Origin of the sequence: uncultured Roseibium sp. (assembly GCF_947496995.1) — a bacterium.
GTDB lineage: Bacteria > Pseudomonadota > Alphaproteobacteria > Rhizobiales > Stappiaceae > Roseibium.
In genome coordinates this window covers 190,724-212,119 of the sequence record NZ_CANMFD010000004.1, presented here as the reverse complement: position 1 = coordinate 212,119, position 21,396 = coordinate 190,724, and the positions used below count along the sequence as shown (strand labels likewise).

Here is a 21,396-nt window from a genome sequence, read left to right as displayed (position 1 = left end):
TCACAAGGGGTGAAGGCGTTTCAGGTCGTGAACCGTCAGGTCGCTCTCCGCGTCTCCGGTATTCAGTGTCGTCGCAGGTTCGAACATCACCACCACCGGCTTGTCGGTCAGCGATCTGGGACGATGTTCAACGGTTCTGGGAACCACCATGAAATCGCCTTCGCCGAGTTCTACCGACCCGTCGCGAAAATCGATGGCGATGCGGCCGCGAAGAACGAGAAAGCCCTCGTCTTCGTTTTCATGGGAATGCCAGTCGAATACATCGCCGAATTTCGCGACTTTCACATAGGATTCGTTCACCGCGCCGACGATATGCGGATCGAAAACCTGCGAGATCTGAGCGTCCGCGGACGCGACGATGTTGAGTTTTTCCGGTGGCATTCCCTGTTTCCCTTAGCGTATCGGTCTAGCCCTGAAAGGGCCCCTCTATCAGATATCGTTCCTGGGGATCCGGAGCAACTGACCGGGGAAGATAAGGTTCGGGTCGTTCAATATGTGCTGGTTGGCCTGGAAGATCGGCTGAAAGTCGGAATTGCCGTATTCCTGCTGTGCGATCTTGGTGAGCGTGTCGCCCGGCTTCACCGTATAGGGCCGCCAGCCACCATAACCCGGCAGAATTTTCGGACCGAAGAGGACCGGGATGACGACGGAAGGCCCGTTTTCGTTGCCGCTGTCGTCGGCAAGCGTCAGGAATAGCCGGTTGAGCTGGAAACTGTTGTTGTCCGGAATGTCGATCGAGCCCTGAAATTGCCTGAGCGCGAGAGAACCAACGTTTGCAAAGGATGAGTATTCGTCGTGGCCCTCGGATACGCGAATGCTCAAAGTGCCTTCAAAGGCCACCGCGTTTCCGGAAATAAGAATTGTCGAGCCGACAAGATCAAACGGCTGGGGCTGCTGGATATCGAGCGTAACGGTCATCTGAAAAAACTCCAAAAAGATCTATTGAAAATACTTCGCGCCTTGGGCGCGAAATAAGATCAACACAACTTTTAGGCAGATGTTTGATGGCCGGGCCTCGGGGAAGGGACCCTGGCGGGAGCGTGACCACCAGGGCTTGGCTCGGCTTATTGCACGCCGATTTCCTTGTAGTAGCGTGCCGCACCGGGATGAAATTGCGCGGTGCCGAGCTGCTGTGCGGCAAACTCCGGGGACAAAGCCTTTGCCCAGGGCGCGTCCGTGGTGATGCCGTCGAGATTTTCCCAGAACGTCTTGGTGATCCGGTAGACGAGGTCCTCGTCGAGGTCGGCGCGAACGCCGATGCCGACGGCGGTGTCATTCGACATCACCGGGCCGTCATTGACCTGGTTCTCGTAGAGACCTGCGGGGATTTCGGCCCGCTTGCGGAACTTGCCGAGGAACTTGTCGACCGCTTCGCCTTCATGGTCTTCCGGGCCGATGAAGCGGATTTTCTCCGTTTCGGTGAACTGGATGAACTGCTGGCATGGGTCGATGCAACCGTTCACATAGACATCGACCTTGCCGTCGAGAAACGACTGGAACCCGGTTGCCCAGTTGGCCTTGATGGCATCGTAGTCCTCGCCCGCGACAAGGCCCGTCGTGGCCTCGACCCAGCCCTTGGCGGCGTTATAGGCACCGCCGCCCTGGGGGCCGAGAAACACCGTTGCGCCCTCGATGTCATCAAGCGTCGTGATATCGCTGTCGCCTCTGACGGCGAAATGATATTCGCCGTAGGGGAACCACATCAGCACCTGGACATTCTTGGCGAGCTCCGGAGCTTCGGGCTCGTTCTTGTACATGGCGATGCCCTTCGACATCAGGATGTGGATGGTCGGCGAGGTCATGAACATGTCGAGATTGCCGCGAGCGGTCTCCATCTGGTGAAGCGTCGCCGCGCCGCCGCCGGCAACTTCGATGGCGATATCGTCGAGCTTGTCCGTCACCAGATTGGCGAAGGTCGCCATGGTGATCGCCTGACCCAGGCTGGGCTCGATTGTCTGCATCTTGAGCGTGGTGTCCTGCGCCGAGGCGGCGCCTGTTGTCACAAGGGCCGCCAGGGCCGCATATGCCAGTCGTTTCATTTCTTCCTCCCTTTTTATAATCAGCTTGCCGGCACATTGCCGGGGGCCGTTACCGTCTCCCGGCGGTGTACGATGATGTGGGCGGCAAGAGCCGCCAGAAGCAGCCCGCATGCAGGTCCTGCCACCCAGACGTCGGGAACCAGCACCAGCAGGCCGAGACCGATCCGCAGGATTCTTTCGGCAGCGCCCATACGGCCGCGGTCAAACCCTGCGAGCGCCGAGCTCACGGCCCACATGGCCAGCACGTAGGCGGCAAGGATCCAGAAGAAACCCGCCCAGGACACCGTGGAGATGTCGGGCATGGCGCTGCTGTCCGGTGCGCCGGTGCCGAACCAGATGAACAGCACCTGGAGCTTGTAGAGAACCGCCGGGTGATAGACGAAGATGAACGGTATCAGGAACCCGGCGATGCCGATCCTGGCCGCCTGAAAGCCGGTGCGGATCGGATCCGCTCCGGCAATCGGCGCCGCGGCAAAGGCGGCAAGGGCAACCGGCGGCGTCACCGTCGACATGACGGCGAAGAAGACGACGAACAGGTGCAGGGTCAACAGCGGAACCCCGACCGCGTCGATGCCCGAGGACAGCGCGATGACGATGATGAAGTAGGTCGCGCCGGGCGGCAGGCCCATGCCCAGAACGATGGCGCCGAAGGCAACGACCAGCAGCACGATGGGCAGGGGACCGTCGGCAAGCTGGGTCAGCAGCAGCGCGAGACGTCCGGCAAAGCCCGAAACCTGGATCAGGCCGACGATCAGGCCGATGGCGGTGACGATCACCACGATGGTGGCCGCCATCCGTCCGGCGTTGACGAAGGCCCGCCAGATGCGCGGCCCCGAGCGGAATTCGCGGAACAGGATCAGCGACGATACGATGGCGGCGAGAAATCCGTAAAACCCGGCCTTGGGGACGGACGGCTGGCTGAACAGGAAATATGTCAGCACTCCCAGGGGCACGACAAAGACGAGGCACTGAACCCAGTCCTTGCCGGTCAGGGGCGGGCGCTGATCTTTGGGCAGGGCACCGATGCCATGGCGGCGGGCCTCGAAATAGACCGCCAGGAACGTGGCGAAGTAATACATGATCGCGGGCGCAATGGCCGCGACGACGATGTAGCGGTATTCTAGGCCGATCTGGCCGGCGACGAAGAAGGCCACCACCCCCATGACCGGGGGCATGACCTGGCCGCCGGTGGAGGCGGCAGCCTCGACCGCACCGGCGAAGGCGGGCTTGAAGCCGGACTTCTTGATCACCGGAATGGTCATCACGCCGGTGGAGACCACATTGGAGATCGCCGCGCCTGACAAAGTGCCGAACAGGGCCGAGGACGCCACCGCCGCATGCGCCGCGCCGCCGACCATTCCGCCGGTCAGCCTGTTGGCGATCTTCATCAGGAGATCGCCTGCGCCGGAGGCCATCATCACGGCGCCGAAGACGATGAAGATCAGCACGCTGCCGGAGACGACCTGCAGGGGCTGGCCGAACTGGCCGCCGGTCTGCGCCCAGAAATTCAGCACCATGGCTCGCAGGCTCTGGGCAAAGGTCGAGTCCGATCCGGCGAGAATGCCGGTCCAGGCGGGCATGTAGCCGCGGATAAAGAAGTAGATGACCCAGAAAAGGCAGAAGGCGACGATAAAGCCGCCGAACAGACGCCAGGTCAGATAGAGGGTGATCGCGGTCGCGAGCGGGAACATCACGAAGTCGATGGGGCTGGCCGAGGGCAGGGCGCCGCCGTCGGTGGCGAAAATCTTGACCATCCAGGAGATGTAGGCGGCAAGCGCCAGCAGCGTCAGCACCCAGTTGATCAGGCGTCCGTGTTTCCCCTTGTGGAGGGTCAACAGCGAAATCGCGAAGGAAAACACGATCGGCAGACCGATGATCAGGCCGGTCGGCAGGAGGAAGGACCGCTCGAAGGCTCGGTAGCCTGCGCCCAGCCAGTGTTCGCGCATGAGGACGCGCTGGTCGCGGCGGGACAGGTCCTCGAACCCCTGCGTCGTGGTTTCGACGAGCCAGCGCACCAGATCGGTGACCGGGCCGGAGGCTGCATAGACGACGATGACGCCGACGAAAAGCACCGCGAGGATATCGGCGATCCGTGTGTCTGCCGAAGAGGCGGGGGCGGCTCCGGTCCCGGCGGCCATGTCAGAGGCCTTCCTTGGGGGTGTCTGAGGTGTGGTCTTGCGCGACTGCGCCGCGATAGGCTCCGGTCAACTCCTCAGGGACCTCCGACCCGTCCTTGAGGAAGGGCAGGATGCCGCGCCGTATCGAGCGGCCGCGCATGGCGGCAATGTCGTCTTCCGATCTGGTCACCCGCTGCGACATGCGCCGGCCCCAGCGGCCAAGACAATCATAGAGCCGGTCGATCTCCGCCGTGTGCGCGCCGGCCTTGGCAAGATCGTGGAATTCCTCGGGGTCGGAGACCAGATCGAACAGCATCGGGCGGAAGCCGCCTTCGGCATGGATGAGCTTGTAGCGGCCGTCGAACACCATGAAGAGCCGGGCGTCGCGGGAAGAAACGCCAAGGGCCTTGCACATCGGTGTGACGGAATAATCGTATTCGCTGACCACAAAGCCGCGCCAGTCGGGCGTCTCGCCGCGCAGCCACGGAGACAGGCTGCGGCCTTCCAGAATATGATCGGCCGCCCGGCCGCCTGCGGCCTCGAGGAACGTCGGCGCGAGGTCGATGGATTCCACCAGTGCGTCACAGGTGGTGCCTCGTGTCGGGTCTGCCTGAGCCCGCGGATCGTAGACGATCATCGGAACCTTCACCGAGGGCTCATGAAACAGGTCCTTCTCGCCCAGCCAGTGATCGCCGAGGTAGTCGCCGTGATCGGAGGTGAGCACGATCATCGTGTCCTTCATCCGACCGGTGGCCTCCAGGTGGTCCAGCAATCTGCCGAGCTGGTCGTCGCACTGCTTGATCAGGCCCATGTAGGCCGGGATGACCTTGCCGCGCACCTCTTCCTGCTGAAACGCCGCCGCGATCCTGTTGCTCATGAAGGCGTCATAGACGGGATGTGCGTCCTCGCGCTCGACATGGGCACGCACAGCCGCCGGCACATGGTTCGGTCCGTAGAGGGCATGGTAGGGCGCGGGAACGATATAGGGCCAGTGCGGCTTGATGTAACTGACGTGGGCGCACCAGGGGGCTTCGGCCTGATCGATGAACTCGATCGTGCGCGACGTCAGCCACGGGGTCTCGCTGTCCTCCTCGCGAATGTTCGCCGGCTTGTCGGCATTGTCGAACATCCAGCCGGAGGCCTTCTGGCCGTCCTCGATCCCGGCGTTTGCAAAATCCGCCCAGGGATTGTCGCCGCAATAGCCCTTCGACTTCAGATACTCGTTATAGGGAGAGCGCTTTTCGTCGTAAAAGCCGTCCGGCCCTTCGCCCCAGAGCCCGTCATCGCGGATCCACACGTCGAAACCGCATTCGGCCTGGCGCGCGCCGATGACGCTGTCGGGCGCGAGGCCGAGCCGGGCCATGCCTTCCGCATCGGCCTTCATGTGGGTCTTGCCGATCAGCCAGCACCCCATTCCGGCCTTGCGCAAGTGGTCTCCGAGGGTGTGTTCGCCGACCCGCAGGGGAAAGCCGTTCCACTGGGCGCCATGGGAAGACGCGTAGCGCCCGGTGTAGAAACTCATCCGGCTGGCACCGCACACGGGTGATTGCACATAGGCGTTGGTGAAGCGCACGCCCATGGCCGCGACCCGGTCGAAATTGGGTGTTTCAAGATGCGGATGACCGGCACAGCTCAGATAATCGAAACGGAGCTGGTCATACATGATGAACAGGATGTTCAAGCGGTTCCCTCCCGAAGCGCCGGTTGACCGGCATTCTTGGCGAGAATGCTACCACCTGAAGGTATATCTCTCAATTAACGTTATCTCATGGACATAACTTCAGGTTATGTCTCGGCACACAGCGTCCGGCCTTCTTCGCGGACGATATCCGCAAAGGCGAGGGCGACCGGTGTCAGCAGCTTTTCCCGGGTCCAGGTGAGTGCGATATCGACCTGCAGCATGCTCAGGTCCACGGGCAACGCCGTCACGTCCCAGCGTTTGACGACATCATCGGCGATCACCGACGGGAACGAGCAGATGACATCCGAACATTCGAGTATGGCAAGAATGCTCATGATGGAATCCGACCGGATGACCGGTTCCGGTCCCTCGAGGCCGTGATGCCTGAAATAGTCCTTGAAGAGCGGCGGACGGCTGCGCGGTCCGATCACGGCCCAGCGAGCCGCCAGCAGGTCCTCGGGCCGGTGGAGCTCCCTGAGGGGCGAGTGCGCGCCGGTCAGGAAGGTGATCGAGGTTGTCAGCAGTTGTTCGACATGCAGTCCGGTCTTCGATGCAGGGTCGGGGGCCGGACCGATGACAAAATCCGCCTCGCCCGACCGCAGCCCGCGAAACGCTCTGGGCGCATGACCGCCTGTTATGCTCAGTTCTATGCCTGGAAACCGGCTCTGGAACCTGCGCGTCACCGGCGGCACGATCTTCAGCGCGGCGAGGGGCGAGACCACCACGGATATCGACCCGACGAAGTCGCCGCGCGCCTGGGCGACACCCTCTGTCAGCTTCTGAAGGTCACGCCTGATCCGCTGGCAGCGTTCGATGACGGGCAGTCCTTCCAGCGTCGGCACGATCCCGCTCGGCACCCTGTGAAAGAGCACCACTCCGAGTTCGCCTTCCACCTTCTTGAGCGCCTTGGTGATCGCCGGCTGTGACTTGTTCAGCGCCTTCGCCGCGGCAGCGAGGCTGCCCTGGGTCGCGATCGCGTCCACCAGTTCCACATATTGGGTTTTCACTTTCCGGATCTCCCGACCGTGTGCTGACCGGCGGCGACTGTGCCAAAGTTCGGTCCATGGGGCCAGTGGTCCGTGTTGTGGTTTGAGGCCATCGCGCGACGCGCGGACTTTCGTATCCGGGGATCTGCGCCGGTGTTTTTCGCCAGAATTGCTTTTCGCTTTTCCCCATGTGCCCGATCCGCTATGTCAGCAACACCACCGGACACCCCGCAAAGCCGCCGAGCCTCGACCATGAACGACATTGCAGACAGCTCCGCCATCGATGTGCCCGCGCTCTTGAGAAATGCGCCGTCCAGCGTGGAGTTCAAGAAGTTGCGCAAGCGGCTGCTCAGGCAGGTGCGGGAAGCCATCGGCGATTTCGGCATGCTGCCGGAGAGTGCTTCGGAAGAAAACCGGCCGAAGTGGCTCGTTTGCCTGTCCGGCGGCAAGGACAGTTACACGCTGCTGGCGGTGCTGGTCGAGCTGCAATGGCGCGGGTTGCTTCCGGTGGAGCTGATCGCCTGCAATCTCGATCAGGCGCAGCCGGGGTTCCCGGCGCATGTCCTGCCGGAGTTCTTCGAGGAAAACGGCATCAAGCATGTCATCGTGCGTCAAGATACCTATTCCGTCGTCACCGAAAAGATCCCGGCACACCGCACCTATTGTTCGCTGTGCTCGCGTCTGCGGCGCGGGATATTGTACCGGGTGGCGCGCGAACAGGGCTGCGAGGCGATCGTGCTCGGCCATCACCGCGAGGACATTCTGGAGACGTTCTTCATGAATCTCTTCCATGGCGGGCGCCTGGCCTCCATGCCGCCGAAACTGATCAATGACGAGGGCGATCTCCTGGTGCTGCGTCCGCTCGCTTATGCTGCGGAAAACGATATCGCCAGGTTCGCCACAGGCATGCGTTTCCCGATCATTCCCTGCAATCTTTGCGGCTCGCAGGACGGGCTGCAGCGCGACGAAGTCAAGCGTCTGCTGCAGACCTGGGAAAAGGAGACGCCCGGCCGGCTCGGCATCATGGCCCGGGCGCTGGGCAACTCGCGGCCGTCCCATCTGCTCGACCGGTCGCTCTACGATTTCGTCAATCTGCGTCCGGCAGACGGGGAAGAAGTCCCGGACGAAGGCGAAGCTGAAGAACCCTGCGGGGCGAGCCTTGCCATGACCGCGAAGCTGTTCGCGGCGGAGTGATCTCTTTTCCCCGCGCCGCGCCGTCCCGGCCTTGAGCCGGGACCTTTTTGGGGGATTACATGCGGGTCCCGGCTCAAGGCCGGGACTGCGATAACGAAATTCTCATGTGACCTTCGCGACGCCGGCCACTCACGCAAACAAGTCCCTGAGCCAGGCCTCCACCATTCCTGTTGCCGCTTTCGGAGCGGGGGCATTGTCCCGCATCAGGAGAAAATGCGTCTGCATGGAGGGGATTTCGAGGTCCAACGGACTGGCAAGCCGGCCGGTTTCCGTCAGCCTCAATGCGATCTTTCCAAGCAGGAGGGCGGTGCCGCCGCGCGCTGCCGCGAGTTCAACTGCGGCCAGCGAGGTGTCGACCGTAACGCCTGACTGTATGGCTTGGTCGGGCAGGCCGGTGGTTTCGAAAAACCGTGGCCAGTGATCGTCGAACCCGAGGATGTGAATGCGCGGGTGCTCCAGCAGCTGGCGCGGGTTCCGGATCGCCGCCGCAAGGTCCGGCGCACAGACCGGCACGACAACCTCGGTGCCCAGAGGTTCCGCATGCGCGCCCGGCCAGGAGCCGGTGCCCAGGCGGATTTCGATGTCGATGCCGCTTTCCAGAACCGTATCCGCCCAGATGGCCGAGAGCAGCCGGATCCGGAGTTCCGGGTGCCGGAGCTGGAAGTCAGCCAGCGCGGGCGCAATGATCAGCGCGGCTTCTGAGATCGGCGCGCGGATCGTCACGGTTCCGGCCGTGCGATTGCCGAACAGCCCTTCCGTCGACAGCGCCAGATCCTGAAGAGCCTTGCGCACGGAGGGCAGATAGGCCCGGCCGCTGGCCGTCAGGTCCACCTTGCGGGTGGTGCGTTCAAAGAGCTGATGACCGAGCTGGGTTTCCAGCGCGCTGATGTGAGTGCTGACGGCGGCCTGCGTCAGCCCGAGTTCGCCTCCTGCCGCGGTGAAACTGCCCAGGCGGCTGGCCGCTTCGAAGCTCCGCAGCCAGAGAAGATTTGGAAGCGACTTCATTGCGATCCATTCATAAAAAATTTCGTGTAATCGCATCTGATTATATCGTTTCTCTTCGGCTTTGACGAGACGCAGACTTGGGCCTTCTTTATCCTCATTCAGGAAAGGCGCTCTCCATGCGTGTCGGGTTCATCGGTCTGGGAAATGTCGGCGGCAAACTTGCCGGAAGTATTCTGCGCAACGGTTTTGAGTTGACCGTTCATGACCTTGATCAGGAACTGGTCGAGACTTTTGTAGCCATGGGGGCGGAGCGTGGAACAAGCCCGAAGCAACTGGCGGAGACCTGCGATGTTGTCATCACCTGCCTGCCGAGCCCGGCCGCCTGCGCTTCGGTGGTCGAGGGGCCGGACGGGATTCTGGAAGGCATCGGGCCCGGCCGCATCTGGGCGGAGATGTCGACCACGGATGCCGGCGAGATCAAGCGGCTTGCGGAGCGCGTCATCGCGACGGGTGCCGAGGCGATCGAATGCCCGGTGTCCGGCGGCTGTCACCGCGCGGCGACCGGCAATATCGCTATCTTCGCCGGCTGTACAAGGGCGACCTTCGAGAAAGCCCTGCCGTTCCTGACGGTCCTCGGCCGCAGGGTGTTGCACACCGGCGAGATCGGCTCGGCATCGGTGCTGAAGGTGGTGACGAACTATCTGGCGACCGCCAATCTGGTGTCGCTTGCCGAAGCGCTTGTGACCTGCAAGGCGGCGGGCATGGACATGGCAACCGCTTATGAAGCGATCCGGATTTCGTCGGGCAATTCTTTCGTCCACGAGACCGAAAGCCAGGTGATCCTCAACGGATCGCGGGATATCTCCTTCACCATGGACCTTGTCGCCAAGGACATCGGCCTGTTTCAGAAGATCGCCGAAGCCCATGAGGTGCCGCTGGAACTCTCGCCGCTTCTCAACCAAATCTTTGCCGACGGGATTGCCCGCTTCGGGCCGCGTGAACTCTCGCCCAACATCATCAAGCGGCTGGAGCAGGCGACCGGCCTTGAGGTGCTGGCACCGGGTTTTCCGGCGGAGATGGTTGACGACGAGCCCGAAGAAGCCGGATATGAAGTGGTGCCGAAACGCGGCGAACAGAGAGTTCAGGACAGACTGGAAGCGGTGGGACGATGATCGAAAAACGGCAATTCTATATCGGTGGTGACTGGGTCGAACCGGTCGTGCCGAACGATCTGAAGGTCATCAACCCGGCAACCGAGCAGCCCGTCGCGGTCATATCCCTGGGAACGGCCGCCGATGTCGACAGGGCTGTGGGGGCGGCCCGGACCGCATTCGAAACCTGGGGCGAGGCGAGTGTCGAGGAGCGCGCCGCGCTGCTGGAGCGGATCATCGCTGTTTACGAGCGTCGCTCCGACGAGATGAACGAAGCGATCCGGCTGGAAATGGGCGCGCCGGTGACTTTCGCGCGCGAGCAGCAGACACCGGCCGGGACCGGCCATCTGCAGGCGACGCTGGAAGCTCTCAGGGATCACAGTTTCGAATTTCCGAGCCCGCGCGGCGGCAGCCTGCTCCGGCACGAGCCGGTCGGCGTCTGCGGCCTGATCACGCCATGGAACTGGCCGATCAACCAGATCGCCGCCAAGGTCGCTCCGGCTCTGGCCGCCGGCTGTACGGCAGTCCTGAAGCCGAGCGAAATCGCGCCGCTGTCAGCGCTTCTCTTTGCGGAGATCCTTGATGAAGCCGGTTGCCCGGCAGGTGTCTTCAATCTGGTGAACGGCGACGGGGCCGGTGTCGGCACGGCGATGGCGCAGCATGCGGATATCGACATGATGTCGTTTACCGGCTCGACGCGGGCGGGCGTCTCGGTAACGCAGAACGCAGCGGTGAGCGTCAAGCGGGTGGCGCTGGAGCTTGGCGGCAAGTCGCCCAACCTGCTATTCGCAGATGCGGATCTGGAAGAGGCGGTCCGTTTTTCGGTCGAAAGCTGTTTTTCCAACACCGGCCAGTCCTGCGATGCACCGACGCGCCTGCTCGTGGAGCGCAGCGTCTACGCGGAGGCGGTGGATCTTGCGGCCGGGGTTGCGGCGGGCGTCAAGGTCGGCGATCCGGCGGAGGAGGGCGATCATATCGGCCCGGTGATCAGCGAACTGCAGTATGAGAAGATCCAGGGCCATATCGAGCGCGGCATGGCCGACGGTGCCCGTCTGGTCGCCGGCGGTCCCGGCAAGCCGGACGGCTTCGAAGCCGGCTATTACGTGAAACCGACGGTCTTTGCCGATGTCGATAACGACATGTCCATTGCCCGCAACGAGATTTTCGGCCCGGTTCTGGTGATGATCCCCTTCGATTCAGAGGAGGACGCCATCCGTATCGCCAACGACACGCCCTACGGCCTTGCCGCCTATCTCCAGACCGGCGATTCTGACCGGGCGAAACGCGTCTCGCGCAAACTGCGCGCCGGCAGTGTCTATATCAACGGCGCCGGCCCCGACTGGGACGTGCCCTTCGGCGGCTACAAGCAATCAGGAAACGGCCGTGAATACGGCGAATTCGGATTGATGGATTTCCTGGAGTTGAAAGCGATCACCGGGTGAGGGGATCCGGCCGAAAGGCCCGTCAAGCCGTTAGCGCAGCGCCTTGTCACCGTCGAAGCCGCCCATCGGCTGGTTGCGGACCAGGATGACCAGGCCCTGCTTGCTGGGCTCGGCGTCCTTCAGGGCCACGCCGCCATAATTGGCGCAAAGGTCCTCGGCGGGTTTGTTGTGGGCCGGTGTGAACATGGTGATGGCGCGGCAATCGACGCGGCGGAGTTCGCGCTCGGCGTCAAAGCTGCCGGACACGGCAAATCCGATTCCGGCGAGGATCAGAGCGAAGGTAGAGGTGGCTGCAATCGTTTTCTTGTTCATCGTCCCCGGTCCCATTCCCGGCCCGCTGGTTTCAGAAGGGCCTTTCGATATGGACGGAGAATGGCGGAACGCACCTGTACTCGCCCTGAAATCCGCATTCACCTTACGTTCAGTTTAGATGATTCGGCAGAATTTGCCGAGTGCACGCCCAAATTCCGCCGGATTCGAATCGAGACAACATTGGATAAAGGCAGCCGGGAGCTGTGCGTTGATCGGAAAATCCACGGGTTCAGGTGACGTAGCGGTTACTTGGTGTAAGCCGCCGTCCTTCATTGCATCCCCTGAGAACACTTCTTCTTTGTCATGCCCTTGACCCTGCAATCCATGGCTCGACCATGGCATCCACGCAGACCCGTTGCTGCGGACCGCGGCCTGACCTGGTCACATGCCGCGGCATGGATTGCAGGGTCAAGTCCTGCAACGACTGAGTGATTTCAATGAATGAGCGGTTCCAAAATCAGCACTGCGCTCAACAGAGCTGCGGAAGCCGAGATAGTGAGTCCGCTCAGGCGGACTGTTTGGTCTCGACACCCTTTTCGGTGAACAGGCCCTGGAGTTCCTGGTTCTGGAACATTTCACGGATGATGTCGCAACCGCCGACGAATTCGCCCTTTACGTAGAGCTGTGGAATGGTCGGCCAGTTGGAGAATTCCTTGATGCCCGAGCGCAGTTCGTCGTCCTCAAGCACGTTGATGCCTTTGTACGGGCTGCCGACATAGTCGAGGATCTGCACGACCTGACCGGAAAAACCGCACTGCGGGAAGTTCGGGGTGCCTTTCATGAACAGCACGACGTCGTTGCTGTCGACTTCGTTCTTGATCCAGTCCTGAATGCTCATGAGCGTATGTCCTTGTGTTTGGCCGCCGCTTTAAGCGTGCATGCGGCGCTATATAGCAGTTTGGAAGCGGCTCGCCATATCCGAAATTCCATGATCAGAAGGACCAGGAGTGTCGCGACAAGAGCAAGCCAGACCATGTTCCGTTTCCGTCCGGATCAGTCCGGAGCTTTTGTCTGCAGGGCGAGGGCGTGTAACGCGCCGCCCATATTGCCTTTCAGGGCTTCATAAACCAGCTGGTGCTGCTGGACGCGGCTCTTGCCCCGGAATGTTTCCGAGATGACATTTGCCGCGTAGTGGTCGCCATCACCAGCCAGATCACGGATCTCCACCTGAGCGTCGGGCAGCGCCTCCTTGATCAGGGTTTCGATCTCATTCGCGTTCATTGGCATCGTGCGTCCGTCCTTTTTTGAAAAGTTCCTGAAGGGCCAGGCCGTTCAGGCTGTAGCCATGTAGTTCGGGAACCAATCTTCATGCGCTTTGCGCATGTTTGCAACGGATATGGTGAGGATGCCCTCAACAGTCAAATCAGTGCCGCCCGTGGTGCCGATCTGACGCACGTCGATGCCCGCATCGATAATATCCTCCAGGACGGCTTCCAGCTTGTCCGGCGCGACGGTGAGAACGTAGCGGCCCTGGTCCTCGCCGAAGAGGGCGGCGTGCGCCGGGCCTTCCACCTTGACGGTGGCGCCGATGCCGCCTGCCATCGCCATTTCCGCAAGGGCGACGCCGAGGCCGCCGGAGGAAACGTCGTGAACGCCGGTGACGCGGGCAGCGCCGATCAACTGGCGCACCAGCGTGCCGCGGCGTTTTTCTGCTGCAAGATCGACCGGGGGAGGGGCGCCTTCCTCACGGCCGAGGATTTCCGCCAGATATTGCGACGCGCCGAGATGGGTGCCGTAGCCTCCGATGACGAGGATCGTGTCGCCGTCCTGGGTGAAGGCGGCGTTTGCACGCACGCCGACATCGGGCAGCAGGCCGACGCCGCCGATTGCCGGGGTCGGCAGGATGCCTTCGCCGTGGGTCTCGTTATAAAGCGACACGTTGCCGGAGACGATGGGGAAATCGAGCTCGCGGCAGGCTTCGCCGATGCCCTTAATGCAGAACACCAGCTGCCCCATGATTTCAGGCTTTTCCGGGTTGCCGAAATTGAGGTTGTCGGTGGCGGCCAGCGGCTCGGAACCGACGGCGGTCAGGTTGCGCCAGACTTCGGCGACCGCCTGCTTGCCGCCTTCGAAGGGATCGGCCTCGCAATAGCGCGGTGTCACATCGACGGAAAAGCTCAGACCCTTGCGCGTGCCTTCCACGCGGATAACGCCTGCGTCGCCGCCCGGCGTTGCCGCCGTGTTGCCTTGGATCAGCGTGTCGTACTGCTCGTAGACCCAGCGGCGGGAAGAGCCGTTGGCGCTGCCGATCAGGGTTGTCAGGGCCGCTGCATAGTCTTCCGGCTCGGCAACCTCGGCGGCGGAGAGCTCCGGCAGTTTCTTCGGCTCGATCCACGGACGGTCATATTCGGGTGCCTCGTCACCGAGTTCCTTGATCGGCAGGTCGGCGACGACATCACCCTGGTGGCGGACCACGAAGCGCAGCGTGTCGGTGGTGACGCCGACAATCGCAAAGTCGAGGCCCCATTTCTTGAAGATCGCCTCGGCTTCCTGTTCCTTTTCAGGCCGCAGAACCATGAGCATGCGCTCCTGGCTTTCCGACAGCATCATTTCATAGGCGCTCATGCGCTCCTCGCGCACCGGCACCTTGTCGAGGTCAAGCTCGATGCCGAGACCGCCGCTGGCGCCCATTTCGACCGCCGAACAGGTGAGGCCGGCGGCGCCCATGTCCTGAATGGCGATGACGGCACCCGTCTGCATCAGTTCAAGGCAGGCTTCCAGCAGGCATTTCTCGGTGAACGGGTCGCCAACCTGAACGGTGGGGCGCTTTTCCTCGATGGTGTCGTCGAATTCGGCGGAGGCCATTGTCGCACCGCCGACGCCGTCGCGTCCGGTCTTGGCGCCCAGATAGACGACCGGCAGACCGACGCCTTCCGCCTTGGCCAGGAAGATGGCATCCGACTGTGCCAGGCCGGCGGCAAAGGCGTTGACGAGGCAGTTGCCGTTGTAGCGGGGATGAAACTCGACCTCGCCGCCGACCGTCGGCACGCCGAAGGAATTGCCGTAGCCACCGACACCGGCAACGACGCCGGAGACGAGATGCCTGGTACGCGGATGATCCGGCGCGCCGAAGCGCAGCGCATTCATGGCAGCGACCGGGCGCGCGCCCATGGTGAAGACATCGCGCAGGATGCCGCCGACACCTGTCGCGGCGCCCTGATAGGGCTCGATATAGGAGGGGTGGTTGTGGCTCTCCATCTTGAAGACCACCGCCTGGCCGTCGCCGATATCGACGACACCGGCGTTCTCGCCCGGACCCTGCAGCACCCTGGGGCCTTCCGTGGGCAGGGTCTTCAGCCATTTCTTCGAGGACTTGTAGGAACAGTGCTCGTTCCACATGGCCGAGAAAATGCCAAGCTCGGTGAAGCTCGGCTCGCGGCCGATCAGCTCCAGAATGCGTTCATATTCGTCCGGCTTCAGGCCGTGGGAGGCGATCAGGTCGGGCGTGATCTTGATGTCGTTCGGGATCATGTCGTTCCAGTGTTCTTGGCCGCTTTGGTCGGTCCGGGCGGGCGCAGGCAGGCAGTGATGCCGCCATTTAGCAGATTGTCCGGCGAATGGGGAGACTTGCCGGATAAAGAAAATCCACAAACGGTCCGCTCATCCAAGGGCGATTGCCAGAATCACCGCTGTATAGCCGCCATAGGCCAGCAGCATGGCCGCGCCTTCGCGTCGGCAGATGCGCCGTCCGGTCATGGCGAAGACCAGAAGAATCACCGTGGCCGCCAGCAGCACCCAGATATCCAGCCGCATGATCTCCGGCGGGATCGGCAGCGGGGCCATGGCCGCGGTCACACCCAGAATGCCGAGAATGTTGAACAGGTTCGAGCCGAGGATATTGCCAAGCGCAATGTCGGTCTGGCGCTTGAGGGCGGCAATGACGGAGGTGACGAGTTCGGGCAGGGAGGTGCCGACGGCGACGATGGTCACACCGATCACGGCATCGCTGACACCGGCAGCCTTGGCCAGGGTGATGGCACCGGAGACGAGAAAGTGCGCTCCGCCCAGGATCATGGCGAGACCGCCGATGGCCATGACCAGGTTGAGCGCAAGGTTGGTTGCCTGAGGGCTGGGAACGATCAGTTCGGCCTCGCCCCGGTGCAGGTCCGCCGAAGGCGTGTGCCGGCCCTTTTCCATGCGGTAGGTGAGGACGAGATAGACGGCAAGCGCGGCCATCAGGGCAAGGCCTGCTTCGCGGCTGATCAGGCCGGTGAGCGCCAGCCCGGCAAAGGCCATGGCGGCGAGCAGGTTGGCGGGGCCGTCGCGCATCAGGGCCGATGGTTCGACCCGCAGGGGGCAGATCACGGCGGTCAGGCCGAGTATGAGCAGGATGTTGGCGATATTGGAGCCGGCGACATTGCCGACGGCAATGCCGGGAGAGCCGTTCAGGGCGGCAAGGATACTGGTCAGCAGTTCCGGCGTGGAGGTGCCGAAGCCGACAAGGACGAGGCCGATCAGCAGTTCGGACATGCCGAAGCGTTGCGCAAGGCCGACCGAACCGCGCACGAGAAGGTCGCCGCCGGCAACCAGAAGCACAAGTCCGAGCAGAATTTCAAAGAGGGTCATTTGCGGGGTCCGGGAAGCAGGTTCGCAGCATATGGTGCGTCCGTTTCCGCCTCACAATGGGTACGTAGCGGCGCGGGCTTTATTTGTAGCCGGGCGCACCGAACGCCTCACTCGAAACTGTCGTAACAGGCGCCGCTGTCTTCCATGATATTGCGGACGACCTGAAGGCCCTCGGAGGTTTCCTCGCGGGTGAGCGGGTTGGTGACGCCGATCCGGACCCGGTGGTAGACCTTGCCGGAGCGGCCGGTCTTGAACTCGTCCTCGTCGTCGACCAGCACATTTGCGCTTGCAGCGGCGGCCTTGAAGGTGCCCGAAAGCCAGGGCTCGGGAACCTTCAGCCACAGGAACGGGGCGTCGGGAGCCGCTTCCAGCTCGTAGCTGCCGAGATGCTGTCTGACGAGAGCATGGCGGGCGGCAATCTCCGCGAGAATTTTTTCGCGAATGGAATCGGCCGCACCGGACAGGATCAGGCGGGCGGACAGTTCGGACAGGAGGAACGATATGCCGCCGGTCAGCATCTTGTGCGCCGTATAGATCCGCTGTGCGTGGGACAAGGGGCTGGAGACCCAGCCGCCGCGCACGCCGGCGGTCACCGATTTGGACAGGGAGCCGACATGGAAGGTCCGGTCCGGCGCCAGCGCGGCCAGCGGCGGCAGGGATGTTTGCCGCAAGGAGCCATAGACCTCGTCCTCGATGATCCAGAGATTGTTCTGCCGGGCGATTGCCGCGATGTCCCGGCGCCGGGCCTCGCCCATAAGGCCCAATGTCGGATTGTGCATGGTCGGCATCACGAACAGGACCTTGGGATGTTTTTGCGCGCAGACGCGCTCCAGGTCTTCGGGAAGCGGGCCTTCGTCATCCCGCGCGACCTCGACGGGCCGCCGACCCATCAGGGCGCCGCCGCGGGAGATCGAACTGTAGGTGAGTTCCTCGAAGGCGATCTGGTCGCCCGGAGCGGTGGTTGCCGCGATGATCGCCATGATCGCCGCCTGTGCGCCGGTGGCCGGCACGATACTGCCTTCCGATGGCTCCCAGCCGCTGCGCGCCAGCCATTTCCGGCCCGCCTTGCGCCAGCTGTCCGGCACGTCGCGCGTATAACTGGAGATTTCATGCGGGTGGTCGCGGGTGATGTCCGATGTCAGCCGGCCGATGATCTCCGCCTGACCGATTTCAGGGGCCGATGTACTGTCGAAGCGAATGGCACCGGGGGCAGGCACGGAAATCCGTGTGCCGGCAAAAGCGGTATCCTTCGGAACGGAAGTGGCCTCCCGCACCCAGGAAGGGGACTCGTTTGCTGCCCCACGGGTGTCGGCAACCAGCTGGACGCCGAGGCCGATGTCGGGTTTGCCGTATTCCTGAAGCGGAGCGGCGTCCCTGCTGCCGAGGACGAAGGTGCCGCGACCGACTTCTCCGCTCACCAGCCCCTGCTGGCGGATCACGGCGTAGGCCCGGCCTATGGTGCCGACGGTGACGCCGAGGTCATAGGCAAGATCGCGCTGCGGCGGGAGTTTTGCGCCCGCGGACAGCGCGCCGGTGGCGATGTCGTCGGCAATCCTGTCCGCCAGACGGATGTAAAGCGGACCTTTGCCTTCGGGAATCTCAGGGTGCCAATTTGTCATGGTGACAATTTTCTATATTGCATCTCAAAAAGAGTCAATTCATAAGATTGAAGCGCTACAATGTCCGATATTGTGGCGATTGTAACCGTATCGAGGTGTTGAGATGAGTTCAATAGAGACAATAGGAGGGCGGCGGTTATCACGTGTGCCGGCCTTCGGATCGCTGTTCGCATTCCTGTTGAGGAAGGTGGCGGGCTGGAGACGGACCGCGCAGACGCGAAGGCAGTTGCTGGAGCTTTCGGATGCAGCGCTTGAGGATCTCGGCCTGACCGCCGAAGCCGCACGCCAGGAAGCTGAAAGGCCGTTCTGGGATACCCGGGGTGAAACCTGGCGAAGGTTCCGGTAGAAAGTGCGCGACACCGAGATGTCAGAGACTTCGGACCGGGAGCTGCCTGCACACCCGGAGAAACATCAAAATGCCGGACACGTTGCAGTTCGTGCCCGGCATTTGTCTTGAATTCACCAAGTCATCGTCAATGAAGTGGGTCAGACCGCTCCGGTATATTCACCGCGGGCGGGGTAGTCGTTTTTCTGAACGAAATCGAGCGCGCCGACCATTTCCTGGAAATGCGGACGGACGAACGGCATGGTCTGGACGGCGGAGAAATACAGGGTACCATCCGCTTTCACCAGGAAAACGCCGGGTTCGGAAAACAGCGCAGGTTCCTCGATGCCGATCGAGGTGGTGCCGCGGCTGGTGGAGATGAAGAGGCCCCAATCCTTTGCAACGGAGAGCGGCAAGCCGTAACCGAAGCGCAGATCCGGGAAACCGACCTTGTCCGCCATCTGCTGGGCGCGGTCCTTGTCGTCGGAAGAGATTGCGACGGTCTTGACACCTTTTTCTGCAAAATCCGGGGTGAGGCGTCCAAGTTCCTTCAGGTAGGTGGCGCAGATCGGGCAATGCAGGCCACGATAAAACACGACGAGAGTTGCAAATTCCGCGGCATCTGTGGACAGGTCGAACGGAGCGCCCGAAAGGGTTTCTACGGTCAGGCCGGGAACCGGCTGGCGTGGGATAAGCATGTGTTTCCTCATTCGGCTGGAGAGCAAGGCTTCACATTGCCCTGCGTATAGCCTTAAGGTAGTGAACGAATGCAGAAGGAACATCCTAAAAAGATGATCGGGAGTACGGAAATGTTGGTCCCTTATCGGACATCCTTTAATGGCAAGCTGGACCGGCTGTCGTCTCTCATCGACCGTCTCAGGGTTCACGTTTCAAATACGCTGACCGAAAGTGCTGATGAAGACTTCGCCAATTTCAGAATTTACGCAAACGAAGGGCGGGCGCTGCGGCTGGTTTACAGCCCGGTGAAGAATGGTGAGGCCGGGGTCCATCGGGACATGGAGGCGATGCCGGACGAACGGCCCCTGGTTTCCGCGCGTATCACCATTTCAGGTGTCGGCGGGCAACTCGTCAGCGCCCTGCCGGATTGCATCTCCGTGCCGCTGGCTGAAGATCCCTACCTGACTGCGGTCGTCATGCCGCTGATCGAGGAGGTTACCCAGCCGAGATGCGGCGGGCAGGCGGCGTTTCAGCGGCTGTGCGAAGTGGTGGTCATCCGGCTGTTGCGCCACGCCATGGAAGCGGGCAAGGCAGATACCGGCCTGCTGAGCGGTCTGGCGCATCCGCGCATCGCCGCTGCGCTTGTCGCCATACACGAGGCGCCGGGCGACATCTGGACGCTTGAAAAACTGGCGGAGACCGCCGGGATGTCCCGCACGCAATTTGCCGTCACGTTCAAGGAACGGGTCGGCACCACACCCATGGGATATCTTTCCAACTGGCGGCTGGACATTGCCAGGTCCGAGCTGGAATCCGGTCTGCAGGTCAAGTCCGTTGCCTCGCTGTGCGGATTCACAAGCCCGGCAGCGTTTTCGCGGGCCTTTTCCCGTCGTTTCGGCTACCCGCCCAAGCAAAGGCGAAACCATGCAGCCTGACGCAAAGGACGCGCTGCCGCGGAGTTGAACGCCGCAGTTCGCCGGCGGTCCTAACCGCGATCCTCGACCGGCTGCTCCAGGGCGTAGATCTCGTCGTTGATGTCATCCGCCTTGCGGGCAAAAAGCGCCTGGGCGTCGTTGAGACCAAGATTGTAGAAGCGCGCGCCGAGAGAGGTTGAGAGAAAGTCGATCAGCCGGTCGGCATCCATATTGCCGATCTCCACGTCCAGTTCCTCGTCCAGAAAACGCTGGATCTGCGAGGCAAGGCGGGCCCGGGCATCCTTTTCGAGTTTCAGCTCCGTCATGTCCGCTTCCCGTTGATCTTGCTTTCTCAGGCAGCCTCGTCGAGCAGGCTTTCAAACAGGGTTCTGCCGTCCAGGCCCCCATGGAGGGGTTCGATCAGGTTTTCGGGATGCGGCATCATGCCGAGGACGTTGCCCTTTGCATTGGTGATGCCGGCAATGTCGTTGATCGAGCCGTTCGGGTTCGTGCCGTCCGCGTAGCGGAACACCACCTGGCCGTTATCCTCGATGCGCCTGAGCGTATCGGCGTCGGCGAAATAGTTGCCGTCGTGATGGGACACCGGGCAGCGCCAGACCTGGCCGTTGCTGAATTTGGAGGAGAACCGGGTCGCCGTGTTGACGGTTTCGATCCTGACTTCCTTGCAGACATAGGTCAGACCCGCGTTGCGCATCAGCGCGCCAGGCAGAAGTCCGGCTTCCGTCAGGATCTGGAAGCCGTTGCATACGCCGAAGACCGAGACGCCGCTGTCCGCCTTGGCGACCAGATCCTTCAGGATCGGCGAGCGGGCGGCAATCGCACCGGAGCGCAGGTAATCGCCATAGGAAAAGCCGCCCGGAACGATCACCAGATCGACGTCGGGCAGGGTGCTTTCCGTGTGCCAGACACTGAGCGGGCGCGTGCCGGTGATGTGTTCCAGCGCATGGAACATGTCACGGTCGCGGTTGGAGCCGGGGAAAACGATGACGGCGGTTTTCATTGGGCAATCCCACTAGTCGTTCAGAGCAACACGATAACGGCGATCAAGGCCGCGAGTGCGGGCACGAGGATGAAGATCGCCGCCTTGGCGGCCATGAAGATTACGGCCCTGCGCGTGTCTTCATCCATAATAATACGCTCAATCGATCTCGATGGCGTAGTTCTCGATCACGGTGTTGGCAAGCAGCTTTTCGCACATCTTCGTCAGCTCGGCCCGTGCGGCGTCCTTGTCGGAGCCGGTCAGTTCGACGTCGAAGACCTTGCCCTGGCGGACGGACCCGATATCGGCGAAGCCGAGGCCGCCAAGGGCGCCTTCAATGGCTTTTCCCTGAGGATCGAGAACACCGTTTTTCAGGGTGACGATCACACGTGCTTTCATGAGGTCTTGTCTCCATCAACATGCTGCA

23 protein-coding genes are annotated in these 21,396 nt (G+C 62.2%); 5 read left to right on the top strand and 18 right to left on the bottom strand.

The window, feature by feature from the left end:
* The 6 genes from Q1B40_RS17015 to Q1B40_RS16990 all read right to left on the bottom strand — a co-directional run bounded on the left by Q1B40_RS17015 (position 1) and on the right by Q1B40_RS16990 (position 6,844).
* The gene (locus Q1B40_RS17015; protein WP_299816954.1) at positions 1 to 381 is read right to left on the bottom strand and encodes a cupin domain-containing protein; all 381 of its coding nucleotides are present in this window, start codon (positions 379 to 381) and stop codon (positions 1 to 3) included.
* 48 nt (positions 382 to 429) lie between these two features.
* Positions 430 to 918, bottom strand: a complete 489-nt coding sequence (locus Q1B40_RS17010) for a LysM peptidoglycan-binding domain-containing protein (protein WP_299816952.1) — start codon at positions 916 to 918, stop codon at positions 430 to 432.
* 146 nt (positions 919 to 1,064) lie between these two features.
* Positions 1,065 to 2,039, bottom strand: a complete 975-nt coding sequence (locus tag Q1B40_RS17005; protein ID WP_299816950.1) for a TAXI family TRAP transporter solute-binding subunit — start codon at positions 2,037 to 2,039, stop codon at positions 1,065 to 1,067.
* Positions 2,040 to 2,059: 20 nt separating this feature from the next.
* Entirely contained in the window at positions 2,060 to 4,177 is a 2,118-nt protein-coding gene (locus Q1B40_RS17000; RefSeq protein ID WP_299816948.1) for a TRAP transporter fused permease subunit, read from the bottom strand.
* 1 nt (position 4,178) lies between these two features.
* Positions 4,179 to 5,837, bottom strand: a complete 1,659-nt coding sequence (locus Q1B40_RS16995) for a sulfatase-like hydrolase/transferase (protein WP_299816946.1) — start codon at positions 5,835 to 5,837, stop codon at positions 4,179 to 4,181.
* A 104-nt stretch (positions 5,838 to 5,941) separates the two neighbouring features.
* The gene (locus tag Q1B40_RS16990; protein WP_299816945.1) at positions 5,942 to 6,844 is read right to left on the bottom strand and encodes a LysR family transcriptional regulator; all 903 of its coding nucleotides are present in this window, start codon (positions 6,842 to 6,844) and stop codon (positions 5,942 to 5,944) included.
* 231 nt (positions 6,845 to 7,075) lie between these two features.
* On the opposite strand from Q1B40_RS16990, the gene ttcA reads away from it, so the two are divergent.
* Positions 7,076 to 8,017: a tRNA 2-thiocytidine(32) synthetase TtcA gene (gene ttcA / locus Q1B40_RS16985; protein WP_299816944.1), complete on the top strand. Its 942-nt coding sequence runs from the start codon at positions 7,076 to 7,078 to the stop codon at positions 8,015 to 8,017.
* A gap of 129 nt (positions 8,018 to 8,146) precedes the next feature.
* Here ttcA and Q1B40_RS16980 read toward each other — a convergent pair whose 3' ends face one another.
* Positions 8,147 to 9,022: a LysR substrate-binding domain-containing protein gene (locus Q1B40_RS16980; RefSeq protein WP_299816943.1), complete on the bottom strand. Its 876-nt coding sequence runs from the start codon at positions 9,020 to 9,022 to the stop codon at positions 8,147 to 8,149.
* A gap of 116 nt (positions 9,023 to 9,138) precedes the next feature.
* Here Q1B40_RS16980 and Q1B40_RS16975 point away from each other — a divergent pair, with 116 nt between their 5' ends.
* Both Q1B40_RS16975 and Q1B40_RS16970 read left to right on the top strand, forming a co-directional pair.
* The gene (locus Q1B40_RS16975; protein ID WP_299816942.1) at positions 9,139 to 10,134 is read left to right on the top strand and encodes an NAD(P)-dependent oxidoreductase; all 996 of its coding nucleotides are present in this window, start codon (positions 9,139 to 9,141) and stop codon (positions 10,132 to 10,134) included.
* Entirely contained in the window at positions 10,131 to 11,555 is a 1,425-nt protein-coding gene (locus Q1B40_RS16970; RefSeq protein WP_299816940.1) for an aldehyde dehydrogenase family protein, read from the top strand. The genes Q1B40_RS16975 and Q1B40_RS16970 overlap by 4 nt, the downstream gene beginning before the upstream one ends.
* A gap of 30 nt (positions 11,556 to 11,585) precedes the next feature.
* Here Q1B40_RS16970 and Q1B40_RS16965 read toward each other — a convergent pair whose 3' ends face one another.
* From Q1B40_RS16965 to Q1B40_RS16940, 6 genes are all read right to left on the bottom strand, one after another.
* Entirely contained in the window at positions 11,586 to 11,867 is a 282-nt protein-coding gene (locus Q1B40_RS16965) for an antitermination protein (RefSeq protein WP_299816938.1), read from the bottom strand.
* A gap of 505 nt (positions 11,868 to 12,372) precedes the next feature.
* Entirely contained in the window at positions 12,373 to 12,705 is a 333-nt protein-coding gene (gene grxD / locus Q1B40_RS16960; protein WP_299816936.1) for a Grx4 family monothiol glutaredoxin, read from the bottom strand.
* Between the two features lie 155 nt (positions 12,706 to 12,860).
* Positions 12,861 to 13,094: a BolA family protein gene (locus tag Q1B40_RS16955; RefSeq protein WP_299816934.1), complete on the bottom strand. Its 234-nt coding sequence runs from the start codon at positions 13,092 to 13,094 to the stop codon at positions 12,861 to 12,863.
* A gap of 45 nt (positions 13,095 to 13,139) precedes the next feature.
* Complete coding sequence (gene purL / locus Q1B40_RS16950) at positions 13,140 to 15,338, bottom strand: phosphoribosylformylglycinamidine synthase subunit PurL (protein WP_299816932.1); 2,199 nt, start codon at positions 15,336 to 15,338, stop codon at positions 13,140 to 13,142.
* A 129-nt stretch (positions 15,339 to 15,467) separates the two neighbouring features.
* Positions 15,468 to 16,433, bottom strand: a complete 966-nt coding sequence (locus tag Q1B40_RS16945; RefSeq protein WP_299816930.1) for a calcium/sodium antiporter — start codon at positions 16,431 to 16,433, stop codon at positions 15,468 to 15,470.
* A gap of 107 nt (positions 16,434 to 16,540) precedes the next feature.
* Positions 16,541 to 18,052 carry a PLP-dependent aminotransferase family protein gene (locus tag Q1B40_RS16940; protein WP_299816928.1) on the bottom strand — a complete coding sequence of 504 codons (1,512 nt, stop codon included), beginning with the start codon at positions 18,050 to 18,052 and terminating at the stop codon, positions 16,541 to 16,543.
* Positions 18,053 to 18,155: 103 nt separating this feature from the next.
* Here Q1B40_RS16940 and Q1B40_RS16935 point away from each other — a divergent pair, with 103 nt between their 5' ends.
* Positions 18,156 to 18,398: a DUF1127 domain-containing protein gene (locus tag Q1B40_RS16935; protein ID WP_299816926.1), complete on the top strand. Its 243-nt coding sequence runs from the start codon at positions 18,156 to 18,158 to the stop codon at positions 18,396 to 18,398.
* A gap of 140 nt (positions 18,399 to 18,538) precedes the next feature.
* On the opposite strand, the gene Q1B40_RS16930 is transcribed toward Q1B40_RS16935, so the two are convergent.
* Positions 18,539 to 19,075, bottom strand: coding sequence for a peroxiredoxin-like family protein (locus tag Q1B40_RS16930; protein WP_299816924.1), 537 nt, complete (start codon positions 19,073 to 19,075; stop codon positions 18,539 to 18,541).
* Between the two features lie 111 nt (positions 19,076 to 19,186).
* On the opposite strand from Q1B40_RS16930, the gene Q1B40_RS16925 reads away from it, so the two are divergent.
* A complete protein-coding gene (locus tag Q1B40_RS16925; protein WP_299816922.1) occupies positions 19,187 to 19,990 on the top strand; it encodes a helix-turn-helix domain-containing protein in 804 nt (267 codons plus the stop codon).
* A gap of 50 nt (positions 19,991 to 20,040) precedes the next feature.
* On the opposite strand, the gene Q1B40_RS16920 is transcribed toward Q1B40_RS16925, so the two are convergent.
* The 4 genes from Q1B40_RS16920 to purS are packed head-to-tail and all read right to left on the bottom strand — an operon-like array spanning position 20,041 to position 21,368.
* On the bottom strand, positions 20,041 to 20,295 hold the full coding sequence (locus tag Q1B40_RS16920) for a DUF2164 domain-containing protein (protein WP_299816920.1): 255 nt from the start codon (positions 20,293 to 20,295) through the stop codon (positions 20,041 to 20,043).
* 26 nt (positions 20,296 to 20,321) lie between these two features.
* Positions 20,322 to 20,990, bottom strand: coding sequence for a phosphoribosylformylglycinamidine synthase subunit PurQ (purQ, locus tag Q1B40_RS16915; protein ID WP_299816918.1), 669 nt, complete (start codon positions 20,988 to 20,990; stop codon positions 20,322 to 20,324).
* Between the two features lie 20 nt (positions 20,991 to 21,010).
* Positions 21,011 to 21,118, bottom strand: coding sequence for a phosphoribosylformylglycinamidine synthase-associated small membrane protein (locus tag Q1B40_RS16910; protein ID WP_299816916.1), 108 nt, complete (start codon positions 21,116 to 21,118; stop codon positions 21,011 to 21,013).
* Between the two features lie 10 nt (positions 21,119 to 21,128).
* Positions 21,129 to 21,368: a phosphoribosylformylglycinamidine synthase subunit PurS gene (gene purS / locus Q1B40_RS16905; protein ID WP_299816914.1), complete on the bottom strand. Its 240-nt coding sequence runs from the start codon at positions 21,366 to 21,368 to the stop codon at positions 21,129 to 21,131.
* Positions 21,369 to 21,396: the final 28 nt, after the last annotated feature.

Bases quoted from the DNA above. Each gene is read 5' to 3' on its own strand.
- purL (WP_299816932.1), bottom strand. From the start codon at position 15,338: ATGATCCCGAACGACATCAAGATCACGCCCGACCTGATCGCCTCCCAC.
- Q1B40_RS17015 (WP_299816954.1), bottom strand. From the start codon at position 381: ATGCCACCGGAAAAACTCAACATCGTCGCGTCCGCGGACGCTCAGATC.
- Q1B40_RS16965 (WP_299816938.1), bottom strand. From the start codon at position 11,867: ATGAACAAGAAAACGATTGCAGCCACCTCTACCTTCGCTCTGATCCTC.
- Q1B40_RS16925 (WP_299816922.1), top strand. From the start codon at position 19,187: ATGTTGGTCCCTTATCGGACATCCTTTAATGGCAAGCTGGACCGGCTG.
- Q1B40_RS17000 (WP_299816948.1), bottom strand. From the start codon at position 4,177: ATGGCCGCCGGGACCGGAGCCGCCCCCGCCTCTTCGGCAGACACACGG.
- Q1B40_RS16910 (WP_299816916.1), bottom strand. From the start codon at position 21,118: ATGGATGAAGACACGCGCAGGGCCGTAATCTTCATGGCCGCCAAGGCG.
- Q1B40_RS16970 (WP_299816940.1), top strand. From the start codon at position 10,131: ATGATCGAAAAACGGCAATTCTATATCGGTGGTGACTGGGTCGAACCG.
- Q1B40_RS16980 (WP_299816943.1), bottom strand. From the start codon at position 9,022: ATGAAGTCGCTTCCAAATCTTCTCTGGCTGCGGAGCTTCGAAGCGGCC.
- Q1B40_RS16945 (WP_299816930.1), bottom strand. From the start codon at position 16,433: ATGACCCTCTTTGAAATTCTGCTCGGACTTGTGCTTCTGGTTGCCGGC.
- Q1B40_RS16940 (WP_299816928.1), bottom strand. From the start codon at position 18,052: ATGACAAATTGGCACCCTGAGATTCCCGAAGGCAAAGGTCCGCTTTAC.
- Q1B40_RS17010 (WP_299816952.1), bottom strand. From the start codon at position 918: ATGACCGTTACGCTCGATATCCAGCAGCCCCAGCCGTTTGATCTTGTC.
- ttcA (WP_299816944.1), top strand. From the start codon at position 7,076: ATGAACGACATTGCAGACAGCTCCGCCATCGATGTGCCCGCGCTCTTG.
- purS (WP_299816914.1), bottom strand. From the start codon at position 21,368: ATGAAAGCACGTGTGATCGTCACCCTGAAAAACGGTGTTCTCGATCCT.
- grxD (WP_299816936.1), bottom strand. From the start codon at position 12,705: ATGAGCATTCAGGACTGGATCAAGAACGAAGTCGACAGCAACGACGTC.
- Q1B40_RS17005 (WP_299816950.1), bottom strand. From the start codon at position 2,039: ATGAAACGACTGGCATATGCGGCCCTGGCGGCCCTTGTGACAACAGGC.
- Q1B40_RS16920 (WP_299816920.1), bottom strand. From the start codon at position 20,295: ATGACGGAGCTGAAACTCGAAAAGGATGCCCGGGCCCGCCTTGCCTCG.
- Q1B40_RS16975 (WP_299816942.1), top strand. From the start codon at position 9,139: ATGCGTGTCGGGTTCATCGGTCTGGGAAATGTCGGCGGCAAACTTGCC.
- Q1B40_RS16935 (WP_299816926.1), top strand. From the start codon at position 18,156: ATGAGTTCAATAGAGACAATAGGAGGGCGGCGGTTATCACGTGTGCCG.
- purQ (WP_299816918.1), bottom strand. From the start codon at position 20,990: ATGAAAACCGCCGTCATCGTTTTCCCCGGCTCCAACCGCGACCGTGAC.
- Q1B40_RS16930 (WP_299816924.1), bottom strand. From the start codon at position 19,075: ATGCTTATCCCACGCCAGCCGGTTCCCGGCCTGACCGTAGAAACCCTT.
- Q1B40_RS16955 (WP_299816934.1), bottom strand. From the start codon at position 13,094: ATGCCAATGAACGCGAATGAGATCGAAACCCTGATCAAGGAGGCGCTG.